Below are 17,278 nucleotides of genomic sequence, written 5' to 3'. Positions count from 1 at the left end.
GGCCATGGAGAGCATCCGTCCTCGAGGACCGCCGGGTCAGCGGCGGTTGCACGTACTCGGGTCGGTGAACCGAAGAGCAACGTCGTCGTTTCCCTCGAGCGACCGACATTCAGGTAGGGATCCGGCGCTGTCAGTTCCCGGGGATGATCCAGTTCCCGAGAATGATCCCAGGCGGAACAGACGGGCGCTCAGCAGCGCCGTCACCCCGGCGGCCGCCGCCACCACCAGGGCCGCCGAGGCGAACGCCGTCCCGGCTGACCCCCCGGTCGGGTCCAGGCCCGCCGGATCGCTGCCGCCGAAGAACCGGTAGGCGACCCCAGTGACCGCGAAGCCGATCACCAGTCCGAATTGGATCACGGTGGTGGCGATGCCCACCGTCGCTCCGACATCCCGGACGTTGGTGAGCGCCAGGATGCCCGCCAGTAGCGGGGCCACCATCAGACCCTGGCCGGCTCCCGCCGTGCCGGCGAGGACCGCCAGCGCCGCGATCTGCGGACCGTCGGACAGTCCCACCGAGGCGGCCGCGCCGAGCAGGCTGACCGCGGCCAACGCCGCACCGCCGACCGCCACCCGCTTGCTGTTGCGGCTGGCCAGACGACCACTCGTCGCGGAGCCGAGGGCGAAACCGACGCCCAGCGGCGCGAAGGCCAGGCCGGTGGCGATCGGACTCAGCTCGAGTCCGCGCTGCAGGTGGTAGGTGAGGATCAGGAACCAGCCGGCGTTGCCGGCGTAGAGAACCAGCAGCGTGACCATGCTGGTGGGGAAGCCGGTGACCCCGAAGAGCCGGGGCGCGAAGAGCACGTCGACGCCGCGTCGGGCGCCCCGGCGCTGCTGCAGCACGAGGATCACGGCCAGCACCGCCCCGGCGACCAGGAACAGCCACACCCAGCCCGGCCAGCCGTAGGCGGGGCCCAGCATGAGCGGCGTCAGCAGGCTGGGCAGGCAGAGCAGGGTGAGCACGGCACCGGCGACGTCGAGTCGCTGCGGAGCGTCGTCCCGGCTCTCGGGAAGCCCGAGCCCACCCAGGAGGATCAGCACACCAGCGGGGATCATCGCCAGGAAGGCGAGCCGCCAGCCGAGTCCACCGACGTCCAGGCCGATCAGGAGTCCGCCGCCGCTGAGCCCGGCCACCACGCCGGCCCCCATCGCCACGCCGTACCCGCCGACCGCCCTCGCCTGGGCGACGGGGTCGGTGACCACGACCCGCAGCAGGGAGAGCACCTGCGGGATCATGACCGCGGCCCCGATCCCCTGGGCCAGCCGGGCACCGATCAGCAGGGCCGGGTCGGCCGCCAGCGCGCAGACCAGGGTGCTGATCGTGAAGAACACCACCGAGGCGAGGAACATTCGGCGACGGCCGTACCGGTCGCCGGCCCGGCCACCGATCACCAGGCCCGCGGCGCAGGCGAAGACGAAGACGGCGGCGGCCAGTTGCACCTCGCCGAAGTCGGCACCGAGGTCCTGTTGGATCTGCGGCAGGGCGACCACGATGACGAAGCTCTCGAACTGCCCGAGGAATGTCGCGAGCAGCAGCGCTGCCACGCCGAGCCGGGTCCGCCGATCGAGGCCGGCCGTTACGCTCGCGGTCGCGGTCGCGGTCATGCACTCCCCTTCGTCACAAGCAGTCGTCCCGGCTCCGGCAGGAATCCGGTGGCGACCAGGTGCTCCACGCAACGGTGCAGGTACGCATCGTCGATGTCCGCCGACGGTAGGGCGCTCCCCGCCAGGGCCAACCAGGTCGAATCTACGGCAAACTCGACAGGAGTCGCGGAGGCCGCGGCCGCGAGCGGATGCTCGCTGAGCACCGCCAGGGAGTAGTCGCCGGACGCGGCGGTCTCCTCGGCGACGACGCGCAGCTCGTGCAGCCAGCGCGGCGACGGCACCCCCCGCAGCTCGTACCCGTAGGAGCGCAGGGCGGCGAGCACGGCGGCGGGCGGGGTCGGCCGCCGGCTCGTCAGGTGGTAGGCGGAGCCGACCGAGGCGGGTCGTTTCAGCAGGACCCGGATCGCGGCGGCCACGTGGTCGACCGGCACCAGGTCGACGGCGGAGAGGCCGTCCTCCGGATAGGACCCGAGGCGGACGATCGCCCGCACCAGGCTCCACCAGGCGTCGTCGGTCGGGGTGACCCCGCTGACCGAGTGACCGCCGACCCTGCTGGGTCTGACGATGGTGACCGGGAGCCCGCGTTCCCCGGCCTGACGGACCAGCTGCTCGGCGACCCACTTGCTGGCCACGTAACCGTTCCGCAGCACCTGGGTCGCGTCGGGCAGGTGATCCGGGTCGATCCGGGCCGGGTTGGCGCCACTGCCGACCCCGACGTCGCAGGTGGAGACGTAGTGGACCGGCACCGCCCGACCGGCCGCCAGGCGCAGGACCTCGAGCGTGCCGGTCACGTTGGTCGGTCGGAGTCGAGGGTAGCTGTCGAAGTGGTTGACCCGGGCGCCGTTGTGCAGAACGGCGGTGAGTTCACCGGCCAGCCGGTCCCAGCGGTGCGGGTCGAGCCCCAGGGCGGGTGCGGTCAGGTCACCGGCCACCGCCTCCACCCGATCGTCCAGCTCCGGCCGCCACAGCCGACGACCGCGCAGGGCCTGGTGGATCCGGGTCCGCGCCTGCCCGTCGTCGGCCGCCCGGACGAGGCAGACGATCCGGTCGTCGGTGTGCGCGAGGAGTTCGTGCAGCAGGAAACTGCCGAGGAAGCCGGTGGCACCGGTCAGCAGGATCACGCCCGGCCCGGCGACGACCGTGGATGCCGGGGCGGTGACCACGAGGTCCGGGGCGAGCCGCGCGTCGCGGGCCAGGTCGCCGTGCTCGTCCCCGCCGGGAGCGGAGGTTGCCGAGGCGGCGAGGATCGCCGCGAGGTCGGCGAGGGTCGGCGTCTGGAAGAGCGTACGGACCGACAGGTCCCGCCCGTAGCGCAGGCGCAGCTGCCGGACCAGCCGGGCGGCGATCAGCGAGTGCCCGCCGAGGGCGAAGAAGTCGTCGTCGGGACTCACCGGTGGCAGGTCCAGCAGTTCGGCGACGAGCGCGCAGAGCCGCTGTTCCCAGTGGTCGCGGGGGGCCCGGCCGGCCGGCTCGGACCCGGCGGGGGGTGCGGGCAGGGCGGCCCGGTCGAGCTTGCCGTGCGGATTGCGGGGCAGCCCGGGCAGACTGACGTACGCGGCGGGAACCAGGTGGGCGGGGAGCTCGCGGCCGAGGTGGGCGCGGAGCGCGCTCGGCTCACAGCTGCCGTCGGGAGTGGGCACCACGTACGCGACGAGCCGGTCACCCAGGCGCGGGTCCCGACGCACCGCGACGGCGGCCTGGGCGACCGTCGGATGGGTGCAGAGGGCGGCTTCGATCTCACCGAGCTCGATCCGCAGACCGCGGATCTTCACCTGGTCGTCGCGGCGTCCGAGGAACTCCACGGTGCCGTCGCCGCGCCACCGGGCCCGGTCGCCGGTGCGGTAGAGGCGGGCGTCGGGCAGGCCCGGGACGCCGGGGACGAACCGCTCGGCGGTGAGTTCGGGGCGCTGGTGGTAACCCCGGGCGAGGGGGACGCCGGCCAGGTACAACTCGCCGATCGCGCCCGGCGGCAGCAGGTTGCCGCGTTCGTCGAGCACGTACGCCCGACTGTTGGTGACCGGCCGGCCGATGATCGGCGTGGGGCTCTCCGCCAGGCGGCACCACAACGTGTCGACACTGCACTCGGTCGGGCCGTACAGGTTGTAGGAGTGCAGGCCGTCGGTTTCGCGCAGCGTCGTCCACAGTCGCGGCGGGGTGGCCTCGCCCCCCAGCGCGACGACGGCGGGCCGGTTCCGCCCCGGGGCCAGCAGTCCGGCCCGGAGCAGTTCCTCCGCATACGTGGGGGTGACGTCCATGAAGTCGAGGCGGTGCTGGTCGACGTAGCCGACGACCTGGTCCGGGTCGTAGCGGGCGTCGTCGGAGAGCAGGTGCAGCTCGTGCCCGGCGAGCAGCCAGAACAGCCCCTCCCAGGAGGTGTCGAACGACAGCGAGGCGGTCAGCGCCGCCCGCATCCGGCGGCCTCCCACGGCGGCGGTCTCCGGGTCGATCAGGTGGGTGCGGTGGTGCCGGTACAGGTTGGTCATCCCACGGTGTTCGAGGACCACCCCCTTGGGGTTGCCGGTCGATCCGGAGGTGTAGATGAGGCAGACCGGGTCGGCCGGAGTCAGCGGGGCCGACCGGTCGTCGTCGGTCAGGTCGTGGGCGGGGTGGACCGCGATCGACGCCACGGTCTCCGGGTCGTCGAGCAGGACGGACGAGCCTGGGTCGAGGCCCGCCCGTTCCTGGTTGCGCCGGTCGGTGACGGTGACCGTGGCGCCGGCGTCGGCCAGCAGGAAGCCGATCCGGGCGGGCGGATAGTCGGGGTCGACCGGCACGTAGGCCGCCCCGGACTTGAGCACCGCCAGCAGGGCGACCGGCAGCAGGTCGGTCCGCGGCAGCAGCAACGCCACGTACGTACCGGGGCCGGCACCGCGTCGCACCAGGTGCCGGGCGAGCCGGTTCGCGCGTTCGTTCAACGCCGAGAAGGAGAGCCTCGCCAGGGTGCCGTCACGGGCGTCGGTGGCGACCAGGGCGGTGGCCGTCGGGCTGTGCCGGGCCCGGGTCTCGAAGATGGCGGGCACGTGCTCGTCGGGCAGGTGCCGTTCGGTGGCGTTCCAGGCACCGAGCAGCAGCTCCCGTTCCCCGGGGAGCAGCAGATCCACCCCGGTGACCGGGGGCGCCGGGTCGGCGAGCGCGCGGTCCAGGAAGGTCAGGAAACGGCTCAGGTGCCGCCGCAGGTCGTCGGTGGTGTAGCGGCGGGCGTTCGCGTCGACGGCCAGCCGGATGCCGTGACCGTCGGCGCGGTCGAAGAGGCCGATCATGAGATCGTCCACCGGGCCGGCGGCCAGGTTGTGCACCGAGGCGCGGTGGCCGGCGAAGCGCAGACCGTAGTCGAAGGGCATGACGTTGACCGCCGGGCCGAACAGTTTCTGGTCGGCGCCGACCAGCCGCAGGTCCCGCCGTAGCTGCTCGTAGCGGTACCGGTGGTGCGGTCGGCTGGCCCTGATGTCGGCGGCGATCCGGCGGGCGACGGCGGGCAGGTCGTCCTCGGCTCCGACGGTGACGCGCAGCGGCACGACGTTGAGGGTCATCGTGGGGACCCGCAGCGCGACGGACCCGAGCCGGAGCATGACGGGTAGGGCGAGGACGACCTCGCCGGCACCGGACATGCGGCCCAGGTAGGCGGCGAAGGCCGCCGTGAAGAGGTCCGTCCAGGCGACCCCCGACCGGGTCGCGGTCGTCTTGAGCGCGTCGACCGTCGCCGGGGGCAGGACCGCTTCCTGGCGTACGCTGCCCTGCTCCGCTCCGGTGGCGGCCCCGCTGGCGAGGGTGACCGGCTCCGGTAGCTGGGCGCAGTAGTCCGTCCAGTACTCACGGTCCCGGGCGGGACGGGGGCCGGCGGTGTACTCGGCGTCCTCGGCGGCGAGCAGGGCCGGGTCGGCGAACGGCGAGGGCGGCGGCTCCCGACCCTCGACGAGGGCCGTGTAGGTCTCGGCGACCCGCCGGGCGATCAGGGCGAGACCGAACCCGTCGAGGGCGACGTGGTGCACCCGGTGGTACCAGAAATAGCGGTCGTCGGCGACCACGACGATCGCGTGCCGGAAGAACGGATCACGGGTCAGGTCGACGGCCTGGTCGAGATCCGCGGTCATCCAGTCCCGGGCCGCCCGCACCGGATCAGGTCGGTCCCGAACGTCGAGCACCTCCACCGGGCAGGCCGACCCGGGCGCGTCGGCCAGCATCACCTGCTCGTCGTCGTCGACGAAGCGGACCTGGAGCGCGGCCGTCCCGGCGACGGTGCGGCGGACCGCCTCGGCGAGCCGGTCGACGTCGACCGGGCCGCGGATCTCCACGTACTCCGCGATGTTGAAGACGGAGGTGTCCGGGGTGAGCTGCTGCCAGGTCCAGATGCCGTGCTGGGCGTCGCTCAGCGGCCGCAGCCCGTCAGGCATGCGCACCGCCACTCGACCGGGAGGTGATCAGCGTCCACCAGTGGGCCAGGGTGGGTCGCTCGACCAGCTCGATGAAGCTCACCTCCGCACCGCGCTCGCGCCAGCGTTCGACGAGTTGCACCGCCCGGATCGAGTCGAGTCCCTGCTCGAGGAGGTCGTCGGCGTCGGACAGTTCCTCGGGCTCCAGGAACAGCATCTCCGCGACGTCCGCGCGCAGGTCGGAAAGGGTCAGTGAGGTGGTCATCTCTCGGTCTCCTGGTGATCAGTTGACCTGGCGAACGCGGTCCGTCCAGAACCGTTCGCGCAGTTCCCGGCGCAGGATCTTGCCGCTCGGGTTGCGGGGGATGCGCTCCAGGAAGGTGAACCGTACGGGGATCTTGAAGGTGGCGATCCGGCCCTTGAGGAAGGTGGCCAGATCCCGGGGAGTCGCCTGCGCGCCCGGGTCCAGGGCGACGAAGGCGTGGACCGCCTCGCCGAACCGGTCGTCGGGCACGCCCACCACCGCTGTCTCGGCCACGGCCGGATGCTGGATCAGCGCGTTCTCGACCTCGGTGGGATAGATCTTCTCGCCGGCGACGATGATCATGTCCTTGATCCGGTCGCAGATGTACAGGTAGCCGTCCTCGTCGAGGTAGCCGGCGTCACCGGTGTGGATCCAGCCGTCCACCAGGGTCGCCGAGGTGGCGTCCGGCATCCCCCAGTACTCCAGCATCCGGGCCGGGGTACGCAGGCAGACCTCGCCCACGGTGCCCGGCGGGACCGGTCCGCCGTCGCCGTCGATGATCTTCGCAGCGAAGCCCGGGTACGGTCGGCCCGCTGCGGCGAGCCGGGGGCTGCCCGGCTGGTGGTCGGCCGGTGGCAGGCAGATCGACGTGTTGCCGGTCTCGGTCAGGCCGTAGATCTGCGCGAACGAGGCGCCCATCGCCTCGACGGCCTCGGTGAGCAGCGACGAGGCGATGGGCGAGCCACCGTAGACGACCTTGCGGAGCTGATCGAAGTCGGCCTTGCCCACCCCCGGTTCCCGCAGGATGAGGCGCAGCATCGCGGGCACCACGCACATGGTGGTGACCCCTCGGCCACGAATCAGCCCGACGGCGACACTGCTGTCGAAGAACGGCATGGCGACGTTGGTGACCCCGGCGACGAGACCCTGGCTGGCCCACCAGATGCCACCCACGTGGAAGCCCGGGATGCCGATGAGGCTGACGTCGTCGGGCTGCCAGTCGATCCAGTCGAGCCCGGCGTCGGCGAGGGCCTCGCGGACCGCGAAGAAGCTGCGTTGGGCCAGCACGACGCCCTTCGGCAGGCCGGTGGTGCCGCTGGTGTAGAGCTGGACCACCGGCGTCTGCCGGTCGGTGGTGTCGGGCAGGTCGGCAGGGTCCCGACCGGCGCGCCACGACTCGTAGCCGGCGAGCGACACGACCGCGCCCAGCTGCGGCAGGTCGCCCCGGATGCCGTCGAGGGCGGCGAGATGGTCCTCGCTCGCGACCAGGAGCTCGGCACCGGAGTCCCGCAGGATGTGCTCGATCTCCGGTGGCGTGAGCCGCCAGTTGATCGGGACGAGGACCGCCCCGGTCCGGGCACAGGCGACGTACAGCTCGTAGTACCACTCCGACTCCACCCCCAGGTAGGCGACCCGGGAGCCGGCCCGCGCGTCGGCTGCGGCCAACGCGCGGGCCGCCTGGTTGGCACCGCGATGGAGCTGCTGGTAGGTCAGGGTGCGCCCCTCGCACACGATGGCGGGGTGGTCCGGGATGTGGGCGGCGTGGTGGGCGACGGCCGCCCCGATCGTGGCCGGACCGCCCGGCCCGAGATCCGTGGGGCTCATGAGACGACGACCGCCACGTCCACCTGCCCGGAGCAGGAACCGCCGTGCGCGTCCCAGAACCGGAAGGCGGTGTCGAGCATGATGGTCGCTGGCCGGTCGGAACGCAGCCGACGCTGCCGGGCCCGGCGCAGCGTGAACGATCCACTGAACGCCGTACGGTCGATCGGTGCGCGGAACGTGCTGCTGAGGTTGACGATCAGGATGTCGGCGAGCTGCCGACGCCAGTAGTCCTCCATCGACCAGTCCGCGAAGACCGGGTGCAGCCGGTCACGTACCGTCCGGGCGATGGTGTAGTACAGCATCTGGTTGTAACCGATGTTGACCTCGACGGCGTTGAGGTGACCGGTGTCCTGGATGTAGCAGGACTCGGCGATCGAGAGCGTGGCCCGCCCCTCGACGGTGTCGGCCGCCTGGTCGACGTGCATGTCGGTCAGGTAGCGGCAGTGCGGCAGATAGCAGCGCAGCACCTCCTCGCGGAGCCCGGCGTCGGCGAGGAGACCGGTCCCGGTGACGGTGGGGCTCACCGCTTCGCCGACTCGTCGTAGACGGTCACCCGGAAGGACACCGCGGGCTCCGGGGTGCTGGTGTGCAGGGCGCGGTGCACCAGGCTCTGGTTGTCCCACACCAGCAGGTCACCCTGCTCGAAGGTCTGCAGGTGGATGAGGTCGTGGCTGAACGTCTGGTCGAGCTGCCCGGTGGCCTCGAGCAGCTGCTGGAGCAGGGCGGGCTGTTCGGTGCCGTTCTCGTCCACGATCGAAAGGGTGAAGCCCTCGCTGAGGTAGAGAATCGGCTCACCGGTGCTGGGGTGCGGGAAGGCGGTCGGGAACGTCACCGTGGGGGTGCGCTCCTCGATCTCGTCGAGGATCTCGGAGATGGGCCGGTACACGTCGCCCGGACGGATCTTGAAGTAACGCTTGACGCTGTGCCGGGCCCGGGTGCCGGCCAGGGCGGTCCGGAGATCCTCACCGATGGCCCGGTAGGCGGCGCAGAGGTTGATGAAGTAGGTGCCCCGGTTCTGCTGCGGGATCACCTGCGGGTAGATGAACGTCAGGTCGAAGGGGCGCGGCATGAACTGGTAGTCGGAGTGCCAGAACCGGCCGGTCTTGGGCACACCGATCTGCTTGCCGTTCTCCTGGATGTTCGAGGAGACGAAGACCTGCGGAACCTCGGGGTGGTGGTAGATCTCCTCGTAGTAGGGCTCCACCCGGCCGAACCGCTCGCCCAGGGCCAGGAACTCCTTGGGAGCGAGTTTCTGACCCTTGAGGACGGCGATCTTCTCCCGGTAGACGGTCTCCTTGAGGTTGAGGATGTCGTCGTCGGACGCGCTGGCCGCGTCGAAACCGGTCACCGTGACGCCGAACTTGCCCTCGACCTGCTGCTCGATCTTCATGCCGTTGCCTCCGCGATGTAGTCCACGAGTCCGCTGACACTTTCGATGGAGTTGAGGGCACTGTCCGGCAGTTCGATGCCGAAGGCGGCCTCAGCCCGGCTAATAAGGTCCATGACGGTCAATGAGTCAACACCCAGATCCTCGAAACCACCACCTGATTCGGTGATTTTTGTCACATCGATGTCCAGACCCTTTGCGATGTCCGTGACGACGGAATTGATTTTCTCGAAGTCCATGTGGGTTCCTAGAGTTCAGCGCAGCCGGGGCCAGCGCAGCGCCACCGATCCCCAGGTGGCACCCCCGCCGAAAGCGGTCAGCACGGTCCGGTCACCGGGCTGCATGACGCCCGCCGCCGTTGCGTCGGCCAGTGCGAGTGGAATCGAAGCGGCAGCGGTGTTGCCGACTCGGTCGATATTGCTGACCAGGCGATCGGTGGCAATGTCGAGATTGAGCGCCACCTCACGGAGGATGCGGGCGTTCGCCTGGTGTGGCACGAGCCGGTCCACGTCGCCCACCGACCAGCCGACGCCGGCCAGCACCGACCGGCAGGACTCGGCCATGCGGCGCACCGCGTGCCGGTACACGAGCCGGCCGGCCATGGTCAGCGTGCGCTCCGCTGCCGCCGCGTCCGGGGTGAACGGTCGACGGGACCCGCCGGCAGGCACCTGGATCGCATCCTCCAGGGCACCCTCGCTGCCCAGGTCGAAGGCGAGCAGCGCGCCTTCTTCGGCTGCGTCGCCGGCGCCGATCACCACCGCACCGGCACCGTCGCCGAACACGGCCGCCGTGTCCCGGTCAGTCGGATCGACGATCCTGGTGAAGGTGTCCGCCCCGATGAGCAGCACGTTGCGGGCCACGCCCAGTCGAACCAGCCCGGCGGCGGTCGCCAGACCGTAGACGAAACCGGTGCAGACCGCATTCAGATCGAAGGCAGCCGCTCCTTCCAGGCCGAGTTTCTCGGCCACCGCAGGCGCGGTCGCCGGACAGGAATAGTCCGGCGTGGTGGTGGCGACAATTACTGTGTCCGGCGTCACTCCACCGGCGGACGCCAATGCCCGCTCACCTGCTCCGACAGCGAGATCAGAGGTTGCGCAATCCTCGTCCACGACGTGCCGACGAAGAATGCCCGTCCGCTGCTCGATCCAGTCCTTCGTTGTCCCGATTCGCTCGACGATGTCATCGTTCGTGACCATCCGGGGTGGAAGGTAGCCCCCCACACCCCGAAGAACCGCCGCACGTTCGTTGTTGCCCCCCACCGCAGCTCCCCCGGTCGATCAGTCTGCTTGGGTCCACGGGAATCGATCCTAGAAACATCGGCCGATAGGTGCATCAACACACGTTGCATATCGACCAGCGTCTGTCGATTCCGTGCAACGGACAACGCGGGCAGCGGAAACTCCCGTCCACCCGGCAATCGCAACGTGTGATGGTGCTCTCCAGGCCACTCACACAACGGCCAAAGGCCCTGGAAGATCAACGCCAGTAGGTTGCCAGCTCGGCGGGGAGCCACGACGCCGGTCTATTGGCTTTTGGCCAACTCGATATCTGACGCAATGCGTCCCCGGGAGGCTCCTGCGTCCTACCCCGCGGGCAGCGGGCGGGCCGGGAGCCGGTCAGGAACCGGAGCGGCGCAGCCGGATGAGCCGGCCACCGATGAGCCATTCGGCGACGACCCGGCCGGAGGCGGCCACCGCGACGCCGTGGTGGGCCCAGCCGGGACCGGTCTTCCCGCCGGCGAGGTCGGCCCATCGGACCTGGCCTCGGTACCCTCTTGGCCCTATGGACTTCTCCGACGCCGCGCTGCTGCTCGCCGCCGGTCTCGCCGCGGGCACGGTGAACGCGGTGGCCGGCGGCGGGTCCCTGATCACCTTTCCCGCGCTGATCGCGGTGGGGCTGCCACCGGTGCCGGCGAACGTCACCAACTCGGTCGCCGTCTCCCCGGGCTACCTGGCGAGCGTGGCGGGAAGTTGGCGGGACCTGCCGGTCCGTCGCACGGTGCTGCGACTGGCGCCGACGGCGGTCGTCGGAGCGGTGGCGGGGACCCTGCTGTTGTTGAACACCCCGGCCCGCGCGTTCGAACTGGTCGTACCCTTCCTGGTGTTGGGGGCGACGGCGGTGCTGGCCTTCCAGGACCCGCTGCGCCGGCTGGTCGGCCACCCCCGCGACCTGGGCCCGCGCCGCCGGGTGGTGACGCTCCAGGCGATGGTCGCGGTCGGCTCGCTGTACGGGGGCTACTTCGGCGCGGCCCTCGGGGTGATGTTGGTCGCCGGTCTGGCGCTGGTCCTGGACGAGACGCTGGCCCGGGTGTCGGCGCTGAAGAACCTGATCTCCGCAGTGGTCGGAGTGACCACGGTGGCGATCTTCGCCGCCTTCGGGCCGGTGAACTGGGTCGCCGTGGCGGTGGTCGCCCCGGCGACGCTGATCGGCGGGTACGCGGGGGCGCGCCTGGTCCGCCGACTCCCGCCGGTGGTGGTGAAATCCCTGATCGTGGCGTTCGGGACGGTGATCGGCTGCTTCCTGCTGTACCGCGCGCTGCGTTGAGCCGGCCGACCGCCGCTGGACCTACCGACGGCCGGGGCCGCCACCCCTGCCGAGGTGGGCCCACCGACCGCTCAGGCCCGGACCACGGTTGCCGGGCAGATGCCCGTGGCGGTCCGTCCCCCACCCGGACGGAGCGGGCGCGGGGCCCCTCGCCACCGGCTCTCCCGCCGGACGGAGGTGCCCCGCCTGGCTCAGGCGACCGGCTCCGACGTCGCGTCGACGTCGCGGCCCGGCCCGGAGGTGACGCGGGGGTCGCCCTCGTCGGCGAAGTAGTCGTCCGGCCTGGTGCCGTCCGCGCCCTCGGGCACCTTCGCGGCCCGCAGCACCAGGGTGACGATCGTCGCGACCAGCAGGTTCACCAGCACCGCCACGATGCCGACGTAGATCGTCTTCTTCGTGTCGACGCCGAACTCGGCCAGCGGGAACGCCGAGCCGCCGAAGTGCTTCCGGCCGGTGGCCGCGTTGGGGATCTGGTAGAGCATCCACATGCCGAGTCCCATGCCGGCGGCCCAGCCGGCGATCAGCGCGCCCCGGTGGAACCACCGGGTGTAGAGACCGAGCGCCACGGCCGGCAGCGTCTGGAGGATGATCACGCCGCCGATGAGTTGCAGGTCGATGGAGAACTGCGGGTCGAGGAAGACGATGCAGGCCACCGCGCCGACCTTCACCACCAACGAGGTGATCTTGGAGACGTTGGCCTCCTGGGCCGGGGTGGCGTCCCGCTTCAGGTACTCCTTGTAGATGTTGCGGGTGAACAGGTTCGCCGCCGCGATCGACATGATCGCCGCCGGCACCAGGGCACCGATGCCGATGGCCGCGTACGCCACCCCGGCGAACCAGTCCGGGAACTGCTGGTCGAACAGGACCGGTACGACGGTGTTGCTGTCGACCGTGCCCTCCTTCGCGCCCGGCAGCGGCTTCACCTGTGCCGCGATGGCCATGTAGCCGAGCAGGGCGATCAGCCCGAGCAGCAGGCTGTACGCGGGCAGCGCGGACATGTTCCGCTTGATCACGTCCCGGTTCCGGCTGGCCAGCACGCCGGTGATGCTGTGCGGGTAGAGGAACAGCGCCAGCGCCGAGCCGAACGCCAGGGTGACGTACTGGAGCTGGTTGTTGGCATTGAGCAGGATGCCGTCGTTCGGGTTCTCCGAGGCCGCGAACTTGGCGTCCGCCGCGTCGAAGATCTCACCCCACCCGCCCAGCTTGTACGGCAGGTAGAGCACCGCCACCAGGATGACGACGTAGATCAGGCTGTCCTTGACGAAGGCGATCAGCGCGGGGGCGCGCAGCCCGGACTGGTAGGTGTAGGCGGCGAGGATGGCGAACGCCACGATGATCGGCAGGTGCCGGGCCAGCGCGCTCTCCCCGGTCACGCCCATCGTCTTGAGCACCGCCTCGATGCCGACGAGCTGCAACGCGATGTACGGCATGGTGGCGACGATCCCGGTGATCGCGACGAGCAGGGCGAGCACCGGCGAGTCGAACCGGGTACGGACGAAGTCGGCCGGGGTGACGAAGCCGTGCCGGTGCGACACCGACCAGAGCCGGACCAGCACCAGGAAGACCATCGGGTAGATGACGATGGTGTACGGCACGGCGAAGAACCCGGCCGCGCCGGCTCCGAAGATCAGCGCCGGCACCGCGACGAAGGTGTACGCCGTGTAGAGGTCGCCGCCGACCAGGAACCAGGTGATCCAGCCGCCGAAGCTGCGCCCGCCCAGGCCCCACTCGTCCAGATGGGCCATGTCCTTCGGTGCCCGCCACCGGGCGGCGACGAAGCCCATTCCGCTGACCAGCAGGAACAGCAGCGTGAAAACGATGATCTCGGTGAGGTGGTCACGCCACATCACTGCACCACCTTCGCTCGCGACTGCGGGGCTGGCAGGCCCGGCTTACTCCTCGCGCTCACCGGCCACCCCGCTTCTTGGTCAGCTGGTAGACGAGCGTGGTGGTGGCGACGCCGAGCAGGATGTAGGTGAGTTGGAGCCAGTAGAAGCGCGGGAACCCGAGGATCCGGGGCTGGTCGCCGTTGAACAGCACGGGGATCAGCGGTACGACGATCGGGACGAAGAGCAGCCAGTTCCACGGGCTGTGGTCCTTGGCCCGGGAACGCACCGTCGGCGACGGAGGAGTCGGGGTCGGCGGCTCCGGTTCGGGCGAGGTCATGGGGCCCACCTCCGGGGGTCGCGGTACAGAGACGGACCGGAGGTTATCGATGTTGTGACCGGCGTCACTAGTGACAGCGGGTGACTGCGCTCAGCGGCGGATCGGGTGCGCCGAGCGGTGGGCACGCCGCTGCCAGGTGGTTGCCGGGGGAGCAGCAGCCGGTCCGGGTCGACCAGCCTCGGCCGGGAAGGGGTCAGCCCGGGTCGGGGGTCCGGTTGCTCAATCCAGGTACTTCTGGCCCAGACACAGCACGAACAGCGCCGCGAGCACACCGAGCAGCAGGATGATCGACCAGCCCAGCACACGCCCGCGGTGCGGGTCGTCCGGCTCTGCTGACATCAGCAGATCGTATCCAACGGCCGGTGCGGGGCGTCGTCGCCTCAACCGAGGTGGGCGGTGTCGTTGACGGAGCGGACGGCCACCCCGCCGTCGGCCCAGAGGTCGAGCACCGACACCCCGGCCGGGTCGAGGTAGAGCCGGTGCAGGAAGGCGTCCCCGGCGGCGAGCGCGTCCCGCAGCAGGATCTTGATCGGGGAGACGTGCGAGACCACCACCACGGTCTGCCCCGGGTACCCGGCGAGCAGCCGGTCCAGCGCGCGACGCACCCGGACGGTGACGTCGGTGAACGACTCCCCGTCCGGCGGGGCGACCGCCGGGGAGGCGAGCCAGGCGTCCAGTTCCCCGGGCCACTCCTGGCGCACCTCGGCGAAGGTACGCCCCTCCCAGGCCCCGAAGTCACACTCGACCAGGTCGTCCTCGATCCGCAGCGGTGCCCCGCCGAGCGCGGCGGCGATCGGTCGGGCGGTCGCCGTACAGCGGGACAGGGGTGAGCTGACCACGGCCGCGACGGTCGGCGCGAGGGCGGCCACCCGGGCGGCGGTGGCTCGGGCCTGGTCCCGCCCCCGGCCGGACAGCGGCACGTCGCCCCGGCCGGAGTAGCGACGCTGCGCGGTCCACTCGGTCTGCCCGTGCCGGACCAGGACCAGCCGGGTGGCCTCGCTGGCACCGCGCGGTTCCCAGGAGGCGGGCGCGGTCGCCGGGTCGGTGCCCGTGGTGGCCTTCGTGGCCGCGCGGGCGGCGGCCTCCCGGGCGGCGGCGCGGGCCGGCGAGTCCGGAGCGGCCACCTCGCGCGGCGGTTCGGCGGTACGGGACGCGGCCGTGGCGGGGGCGGCCGGTGACCGGCCGGCGGCGGCGTCCATCGCGGCGTTGGCCAGGGCGTCGGCGTGCCGGTTACGGTCCCGGGGGATCCAGGTGAAGGTCACCGCCGCGAAGCGACGGACCAGCACGGCGGCCTCGGCGGCCAGCGGACGCAGCCCCGGGTGCTTGATCTGCCACCGGCCGCACATCTGCTCGACGACCAGCTTGGAGTCCATCCGCGCCTCGACCCGGGTCGCGCCGAGTTCGGCGGCGGCGGTCAGTCCGGCGATGAGGCCCCGGTACTCGGCGACGTTGTTCGTGGCGGTGCCGATCGCCTCGGAGCGTTCCGCCAGCACCTCACCGGTCGCCGCGTCGCGGACCACCGCGCCGTAGCCGGCCGGGCCCGGGTTGCCCCGGGAGCCCCCGTCGGCCTCGACGACCACCCCGGCCAGGCTCACAGGCCCGATTCGTTCGTGCGGACCATGATCCGGCGGCACTCCTCACAGCGGACCACCTCGTCCGGAGCGGACTTGGCGATCCTGGCCCGGTCGGCGCCGGAGAGGTCGAGCCGGCAGCCGCCACAGCGTCCACCGCGCAGCAGGGCGGCGCCCAGCCCGGTCGACTCGCGGATCTTGTCGTAGAGGGTGACCAGGTCGGACGGGAGGTCGGCGGCGAGCGGCTGCCGGGCGGAGCGCTTGAACTCCTCCTCCTTGGCGATCTCGGCCAGGCTCTCGTCGCGCCGCCGCTCCACCTCCGCGCGCTTCTCCCGCGCCTCCGTCAGGCGCTGCTCGATCCCGTCGAGGACGCCCTGCGCGGTCTCCCGCTGCTCCATCAGCTCCAGCTCGGCGTCCTCCAGGTCGCTCTGCCGCCGGTTGAGGGAGGTCAGCTCGTGCTGGAGCGCCTCCACTTCCCGGGCCGGGCCGGTGCCGGCGGCGAGCCGGTCCTCGTTGCGGCGCTTGCGGGTGCGTACCTGGTCGACGTCCTTCTCCAGCCGGGCGATGTCCCGGTCGAGGTCGTCCACCGCCACCTGGGCGCGGACCCGCTGGTCCTCCAGGGTGGACAGCTCCCGGGCGAGGGCCTCCAGTTCGGCGCGCTCGGGCAGGATGCGCCGGCGGTGGGCGAGCTGGGCGAGGGTGGTGTCGATCGCCTGGAGGTCGAGCAGGCGGCGCTGGACTGCCGGTTCAGCCTTCACGGTCGGGGCTCCTTGTCGTCCACGGCGGGGTGGGGGTCGTCCTGGGTGGGTGCGGTACGGCCCCGGGCGGTCGCGGTCGCGCCGGGGGTGTGGTTCTCCTGCGGGGTGACCGACGACGCCGATCCGGTGGGCGACGACGCCGGCCCGGAGGGCGGCAGCGGGCTCGCGACGTGCACGGTCCACGGGTCGGTGTCCAGGTCGGACAGGTACGTCTCGACACCCAGGGCCGCCCGCAGGTGCGCGGCCAGGTCGTCCAGCCAGGGACGCTCGGTGGCCCAGTGCGCGGCGTCCAGCAGCGCGGGGCCGCCCTCGGCGAGGTGCTCGCCGGCCGGGTGGTGCCGCAGGTCGGCGGTGAGGAACGCGTCCACCCCGGCGGCGGTCGCGTCGGTGAGGAAACCGTCGCCGGCGCCGCCGCTGACCGCGACGGTGCGGATCACGCGGGCCGGGTCGCCGGCGGCGCGCACCCCCCACACGGTCGGTGGCAGCACGGTGGCGGCGTGCCGGGTCAGGTCGGCGAGCGTCATCGGACGGGGCAGCTCGCCGATCCGGCCGATGCCGCGTCCCTCGCCGTGCGCCGGGCTGCCCGGGGCGGGTGGGTGCAGCGGGCGGAGCCCGGTCAGGCCGAGCCGGGCGGCGAGCGCGTCGGAGACCCCCGGGTTCGCCACGTCGGCGTTGGTGTGGGCCACGTACAGCGCCACGTCGGCGCGGATGAGCCGGTGCACGACGCGGCCCTTGTACGTCGTCGGCGCGACCGAGGAGACTCCGCGCAGCAGCAGCGGGTGGTGCGCGACGATCATGTCCGCCCCGACGGCGAGCGCCTCGGCGACGGTCTCCGGGACCACGTCGACCACGCAGGCGACCCGGCGGACGACGCTGCGGGGCTCGCCGAGCACCAGGCCCACCCGGTCCCACTGCTCGGCCCAGGCCGGCGGGTAGCGCCGTTCCAGCACGGCCACCACGTCGGCGACCGTCGGGGGTGGGGATCCGGTTGTGCTCACGGCGCGCCAGCTTACCGGCGTCGGCCCGGTGGG

At 71.8% G+C, this 17,278-nt stretch carries 14 protein-coding genes; 1 reads left to right on the top strand and 13 read right to left on the bottom strand.

Translation table 11 applies throughout. The features are described from left to right. Window positions 1–36 precede the first annotated feature (36 nt). From AB0F58_RS10545 to AB0F58_RS10510, 8 genes are read right to left on the bottom strand one after another with little or no spacing between them, the layout of a single operon-like run. Complete coding sequence (locus tag AB0F58_RS10545; RefSeq protein WP_357140963.1) at window positions 37–1,602, bottom strand: MFS transporter; 1,566 nt, start codon at window positions 1,600–1,602, stop codon at window positions 37–39. Next, the gene (locus tag AB0F58_RS10540; RefSeq protein WP_357140959.1) at window positions 1,599–5,993 is read right to left on the bottom strand and encodes an amino acid adenylation domain-containing protein; all 4,395 of its coding nucleotides are present in this window, start codon (window positions 5,991–5,993) and stop codon (window positions 1,599–1,601) included. Before AB0F58_RS10540 ends, AB0F58_RS10545 begins: the two co-directional genes overlap by 4 nt. Next, entirely contained in the window at window positions 5,986–6,237 is a 252-nt protein-coding gene (locus tag AB0F58_RS10535; protein ID WP_357140956.1) for a phosphopantetheine-binding protein, read from the bottom strand. The genes AB0F58_RS10540 and AB0F58_RS10535 overlap by 8 nt, the downstream gene beginning before the upstream one ends. A gap of 18 nt (window positions 6,238–6,255) precedes the next feature. After that, window positions 6,256–7,821, bottom strand: coding sequence for a long-chain-fatty-acid--CoA ligase (locus tag AB0F58_RS10530; RefSeq protein ID WP_357140954.1), 1,566 nt, complete (start codon window positions 7,819–7,821; stop codon window positions 6,256–6,258). Continuing rightward, window positions 7,818–8,345 carry an FcoT family thioesterase gene (locus AB0F58_RS10525; protein WP_357140952.1) on the bottom strand — a complete coding sequence of 176 codons (528 nt, stop codon included), beginning with the start codon at window positions 8,343–8,345 and terminating at the stop codon, window positions 7,818–7,820. The genes AB0F58_RS10530 and AB0F58_RS10525 overlap by 4 nt, the downstream gene beginning before the upstream one ends. Continuing rightward, the gene (locus AB0F58_RS10520; protein WP_357140950.1) at window positions 8,342–9,211 is read right to left on the bottom strand and encodes a TauD/TfdA family dioxygenase; all 870 of its coding nucleotides are present in this window, start codon (window positions 9,209–9,211) and stop codon (window positions 8,342–8,344) included. Before AB0F58_RS10520 ends, AB0F58_RS10525 begins: the two co-directional genes overlap by 4 nt. Continuing rightward, window positions 9,208–9,447 carry a phosphopantetheine-binding protein gene (locus AB0F58_RS10515; protein WP_357140948.1) on the bottom strand — a complete coding sequence of 80 codons (240 nt, stop codon included), beginning with the start codon at window positions 9,445–9,447 and terminating at the stop codon, window positions 9,208–9,210. Before AB0F58_RS10515 ends, AB0F58_RS10520 begins: the two co-directional genes overlap by 4 nt. Window positions 9,448–9,462: 15 nt before the next feature. Next, complete coding sequence (locus AB0F58_RS10510) at window positions 9,463–10,467, bottom strand: beta-ketoacyl-ACP synthase III (protein WP_357140945.1); 1,005 nt, start codon at window positions 10,465–10,467, stop codon at window positions 9,463–9,465. 523 nt (window positions 10,468–10,990) lie between these two features. Between AB0F58_RS10510 and AB0F58_RS10505 the strand changes: the two genes are divergently transcribed. Further along, window positions 10,991–11,752 carry a sulfite exporter TauE/SafE family protein gene (locus AB0F58_RS10505; RefSeq protein WP_357140942.1) on the top strand — a complete coding sequence of 254 codons (762 nt, stop codon included), beginning with the start codon at window positions 10,991–10,993 and terminating at the stop codon, window positions 11,750–11,752. A 191-nt stretch (window positions 11,753–11,943) separates the two neighbouring features. Here the strand turns inward: AB0F58_RS10505 and mctP are convergent, their stop codons facing one another. The 5 genes from mctP to AB0F58_RS10480 form a co-directional block, all read right to left on the bottom strand. Continuing rightward, window positions 11,944–13,599 (bottom strand): monocarboxylate uptake permease MctP, encoded by a 1,656-nt coding sequence (gene mctP / locus AB0F58_RS10500; RefSeq protein WP_357140938.1) that lies wholly within the window; start codon window positions 13,597–13,599, stop codon window positions 11,944–11,946. A 58-nt stretch (window positions 13,600–13,657) separates the two neighbouring features. Continuing rightward, a complete protein-coding gene (locus AB0F58_RS10495) occupies window positions 13,658–13,918 on the bottom strand; it encodes a DUF3311 domain-containing protein (RefSeq protein ID WP_357140936.1) in 261 nt (86 codons plus the stop codon). Between the two features lie 380 nt (window positions 13,919–14,298). Then, window positions 14,299–15,513, bottom strand: a complete 1,215-nt coding sequence (locus AB0F58_RS10490; RefSeq protein WP_357140933.1) for a bifunctional RNase H/acid phosphatase — start codon at window positions 15,511–15,513, stop codon at window positions 14,299–14,301. Continuing rightward, the gene (locus AB0F58_RS10485; protein ID WP_357140930.1) at window positions 15,510–16,247 is read right to left on the bottom strand and encodes a C4-type zinc ribbon domain-containing protein; all 738 of its coding nucleotides are present in this window, start codon (window positions 16,245–16,247) and stop codon (window positions 15,510–15,512) included. Before AB0F58_RS10485 ends, AB0F58_RS10490 begins: the two co-directional genes overlap by 4 nt. Then, window positions 16,244–17,245, bottom strand: coding sequence for a Nif3-like dinuclear metal center hexameric protein (locus AB0F58_RS10480; protein WP_357140928.1), 1,002 nt, complete (start codon window positions 17,243–17,245; stop codon window positions 16,244–16,246). Before AB0F58_RS10480 ends, AB0F58_RS10485 begins: the two co-directional genes overlap by 4 nt. Window positions 17,246–17,278 lie beyond the last annotated feature (33 nt).

The organism is Micromonospora sp. NPDC023956, assembly GCF_040639195.1.
Classification (GTDB): Bacteria; Actinomycetota; Actinomycetes; order Mycobacteriales; family Micromonosporaceae; genus Micromonospora.
Note: the sequence above shows the minus strand (reverse complement) of the source record. Positions and strands in the feature narration are given on the sequence as shown.

Excerpts from the sequence above, each read along its gene's own strand:
- AB0F58_RS10545 (WP_357140963.1), bottom strand. The coding sequence starts at position 1,602 with ATGACCGCGACCGCGACCGCGAGCGTAACGGCCGGCCTCGATCGGCGG.
- AB0F58_RS10540 (WP_357140959.1), bottom strand. The coding sequence starts at position 5,993 with ATGCCTGACGGGCTGCGGCCGCTGAGCGACGCCCAGCACGGCATCTGG.
- AB0F58_RS10535 (WP_357140956.1), bottom strand. The coding sequence starts at position 6,237 with ATGACCACCTCACTGACCCTTTCCGACCTGCGCGCGGACGTCGCGGAG.
- AB0F58_RS10530 (WP_357140954.1), bottom strand. The coding sequence starts at position 7,821 with ATGAGCCCCACGGATCTCGGGCCGGGCGGTCCGGCCACGATCGGGGCG.
- AB0F58_RS10520 (WP_357140950.1), bottom strand. The coding sequence starts at position 9,211 with ATGAAGATCGAGCAGCAGGTCGAGGGCAAGTTCGGCGTCACGGTGACC.
- AB0F58_RS10515 (WP_357140948.1), bottom strand. The coding sequence starts at position 9,447 with ATGGACTTCGAGAAAATCAATTCCGTCGTCACGGACATCGCAAAGGGT.
- AB0F58_RS10505 (WP_357140942.1), top strand. The coding sequence starts at position 10,991 with ATGGACTTCTCCGACGCCGCGCTGCTGCTCGCCGCCGGTCTCGCCGCG.
- mctP (WP_357140938.1), bottom strand. The coding sequence starts at position 13,599 with ATGTGGCGTGACCACCTCACCGAGATCATCGTTTTCACGCTGCTGTTC.
- AB0F58_RS10495 (WP_357140936.1), bottom strand. The coding sequence starts at position 13,918 with ATGACCTCGCCCGAACCGGAGCCGCCGACCCCGACTCCTCCGTCGCCG.